Genomic DNA, 3907 nt, shown 5'->3' with positions numbered 1-3907 from the left:
AGCTAGAGATAGGATGAGTAGGCACTGCCCACCAAAGAATTAATCACAATAGAATATTGATGTAGGGTGGGCAGTGCCAAAGATAGATAACAGCAGCTGGCGATCGCATTAGTAGGCACTGCCCACCGCGCGAATTAATCACAATAGAGAATATTGATGTAGGGTGGGCAGTGCCAAAGATAGATAACAGCAGCTGGCGATAGCATGAGTAGGCACTGCCCACCAAAGAATTAATCACAATAGAATATTGATGTAGGGTGGGCAGTGCCAAAGATAGATAACAGCAGCTGGCGATAGCATTAGTAAGCACTGCCCACCAAAGAATTAATCACAATAGAATATTGATGTAGGGTGGGCAGTGCCAAAGATAGATAAGAGCATCTGGCGATAGCATTAGTAGGCACTGCCCACCCTACTAACTACTAACTAACTCACCCAATTTAAAAATACTATAATAAACCAAGACTCTGAATAATCTCCTTAAACTATGGAACCATTAGCCGCTGCAGTTGTCGCTATTTCTACTGTGCTCGCCACTAAAGCCTTAGAAAAAACTGGGGAAAATGTCGGGCAAGTTGTTTGGAACCAGACTAGCCAGTTTCTGGAATCCCTGAGAAAACAGTCTCCAGATACAGTAACTGCGATCGAGAACGCCCCAGAGGTACCTCTCGATTTTGATGACGTGGTATTGCAGGTAGAGGCAGCAGCCCAAGATAACTCCGAAGTGGCTCAAGCTATGCAGGAATTGGCAGCCGCTGCCCAGGCCGAACCAAATCCCAAATTTGCTGAAATTATTGCCATGCCAAACTTGCAAAAGTTGGCAGAGAAAATTGGTCAGGTTGTCATGCCAGGTGGTCAGGGAAGAATCGATAAGATGGAATTTTAATCACATTTAGCTCCAAATGCCTGAAGACAGCTGCATCTCAGTTTTGCAATTAGGCAAAAATTCGGGAGAATATTCCCACACTCCCCACACTCCCCACACTCCCCACACTTGCGATCTTTTTTACAAATTATGATATGCACCCCTGAAGACTCTGGCAAGTTTGCCGAAAAAATTGGTGTTTATGCTGCCTCAGGTGCTCAAGTTCACATTGAGAATCAGATCCTTCAAGAGTCTCATCGTGCACCTATTGGTGTACCGTTTCAAGCACCACCACTACCTCCGTATTATGTCAAGCGCCCGGAAGTAAGCCAACGACTAAAACAAATTCTTTTATCCAAAGAAACCGCTACAGCTGGCACCTTAGTAGTTAGTGCCATCTATGGCTTAGGAGGAATTGGTAAATCCACGTTAGCTGCAGCTTTAGCCCGTGATGAGGAGGTTCAATCCCATTTTACCGATGGGATTTTTTGGGCAACCTTAGGTCAGAACCCTGATATTTTATCCTTTCTAAGTACGTGGATACAGCAATTAGGTGATTATGATTTTAAACCGATTAATATTCATAGCGCTTCCTTACAATTAAGAACGTTATTATCCGATAAAAAAGCGTTGCTAGTGGTTGATGATGTTTGGAAGACAGAGGATGCACAATTATTTAATTTTGGTGGACCGGGTTGTCAAATTTTGGTAACAACTCGTGAGGCTGCGATCGCTAAAATTCTCAAAGCCATAGAATATCCTCTGGATGTGATGCAGCCATGGCAAGCTATGAAACTGCTAACCGAAAAACTAGGACATAACCTCACTGATACAGAAACTCAGGAAGCTGAAGCTTTAGCCAAAGAGGTCGGTTACCTGCCTTTGGCCCTAGAACTAATTGCTGCACAGGTGGCTGGTGGTACTTCTTGGAACGTTTTATTACAAGATATGCAGCAAGAGGTAGCTCGGTTAAAAGGATTGGATCAACCAGGGGCTAGAGATGCTAAGGATGAGGCAAGTTTAAAACAGCTCAGCTTAACTGCATCATTAAACTTGAGCATAAAAAGATTACCAGCACAACAACGAGAAGACTTTATTTGGCTGGGAATATTACCGGATGATGTAAACATTACTCAGGCAATGATTGCAACTCTCTGGGATATGGATGATGAGCGGGATGCAGCAGATGAGTTGCACTACTTCCAAGATAAAGCGCTGTTATTGTCTGGTATCCCTGGGGTAGATGGAACACCAACCTACCGTTTACATGACTTATTTCATGACCTTGCACGTAATTTATTGATTGCTCCTCCAAAACCGAAACGCAAAGGAAATCTACCAGGATTAGGCATAACTCTGCCTGCTGCTCATGGCACATTATTGGAGAAGTATCGAAATTTAACCGATAACAACCTCTGGCATACCTTATCCGATGATGGTTATATCTATAGCCACTTAACCTGGCACCTAGAGAAAGCCCAAAAGATAGATGAAATTCATCAACTCCTGAAAGAAGAAACTCCAGCAGGAGATAACGGTTGGTATTGGCAGTGTGAGAGACAGGGAAACACTGCGAATTTTGTAAAAGATGTATCGAGAGCTTGGGCAATAGCAGCAGCCAATTTTACAGAAAATTCCACAGAATCGATTAGTTTACAGTGTCGTTATGCTCTGATTACCACATCCCTCAATAGCTTGGCTGGAAATATTCCTCCAAAGTTAATGGCTGCATTACTTAAGAACAAAATTTGGACTCCAGCTCAGGCACTAGCTTATGTGCGACAGAATAAAGATTCTAGAAGTCAAGCAGAGAGTTTGAAGGCAATTAGTAAGTATCTCCCTCCTTCTTTATTACCGGAAGCTTTAGATTGCGCCACAGGGATTGACCATGAATTCTGCCGAGTCTATGCCTTAGTGGCCTTAGCCCCCCAGTTACCGGATGTGTTGTTACCCAAAGCCTTAGATTGCGCCAGAGGGCTTGACCATGAATACCTGCGAGCATTAGCCTTAGGAGCCTTAGCCCCCCACTTACCCGATGTGTTGCCAGAAGCCTTAGATTGCGCCAGAGGGATTTCCGATGAATACTCCCGAGCCAGAGCCTTAGTGGCCTTAGCCCCCGACTTACCGGATGTGTTACCCCAAGCCTTAGATTGCGCCAGAAGGATTTCGGATCAACACCACCGAGCATTAGCCTTAGGAGACTTAGCCCCCTACTTACCCGATGTGTTACCGGAAGCTTTAGATTGCGCCAGAGGGATTTGGGATCAATACCACCGAGCCAATGCCTTAGTCGCCTTAGCCTCCCACTTACCCGATGTGTTATCGGAAGCCTTAGATTGCGCCAGAAGGATTTCCGATAAATACTACCGAGCATTAGCCTTAGGACACTTAGCCCCCCACTTACCCGATGTGTTATCGGAAGCCTTAGATTGCGCCAGAGGGATTGAGTTTGAATCCTCCCGAGCATTAGCCTTAATCGCCTTAGCCCCCCACTTACCCGATGTGTTACCAGAAGCTTTAGATTGCGCCAGAGGGATTGAGTTTGAAAACTCCCGAGCATTAGCCTTAATCGGCTTAGTCCCCCACTTACCCGATGTGTTATCGGAAGCCTTAGATTGCGCCAGAAGGATTTCCGATAAATACTACCGAGCATTAGCCTTAGGACACTTAGCTCCCCACTTACCCGATGTGTTATCGGAAGCCTTAGATTGCGCCAGAGGGATTTCGTTTGAATCCTCCCGAGCCGATGCCTTAATCGCCTTAGCCCCCCACTTACCCGATGTGTTACCAGAAGCTTTAGATTGCGCCAGAGGGATTGAGTTTGAAAACTCCCGAGCCGATGCCTTAGTCGCCTTAGTCCCCCACTTACCCGATGTGTTACCAGAAGCCTTAGATTGTGCCAGACGGATTTCCGATGAAAACTCCCGAGCCGATGCCTTAGTCGCCTTAGTCCCCCACTTACCCGATGTGTTACCAGAAGCCTTAGATTGTGCCAGACGGATTTCCGATGAAAACTCCCGAGCCGATGCCTTAGTCGCCTTA

General features: G+C 45.7%; 3 protein-coding genes. 2 read left to right on the top strand and 1 reads right to left on the bottom strand.

Annotated elements, in window-relative coordinates:
* Positions 1 to 43: 43 nt before the first annotated feature.
* Complete coding sequence (locus tag F6K20_RS27970) at positions 44 to 310, bottom strand: hypothetical protein (protein WP_287296859.1); 267 nt, start codon at positions 308 to 310, stop codon at positions 44 to 46.
* Positions 311 to 487: 177 nt separating this feature from the next.
* On the opposite strand from F6K20_RS27970, the gene F6K20_RS27965 reads away from it, so the two are divergent.
* Positions 488 to 886, top strand: coding sequence for a hypothetical protein (locus F6K20_RS27965; RefSeq protein ID WP_287296857.1), 399 nt, complete (start codon positions 488 to 490; stop codon positions 884 to 886).
* Between the two features lie 129 nt (positions 887 to 1015).
* Positions 1016 to 3907: NB-ARC domain-containing protein (locus F6K20_RS27960; protein WP_287296855.1), on the top strand; the 2892-nt coding region annotated here is incomplete at its 3' end.

The sequence above is a fragment of the Moorena sp. SIO2C4 genome, from assembly GCF_010672485.1.
Lineage (GTDB): Bacteria > Cyanobacteriota > Cyanobacteriia > Cyanobacteriales > Coleofasciculaceae > Moorena > Moorena producens.
This window is presented reverse-complemented; position numbering and strand designations above follow the sequence as displayed.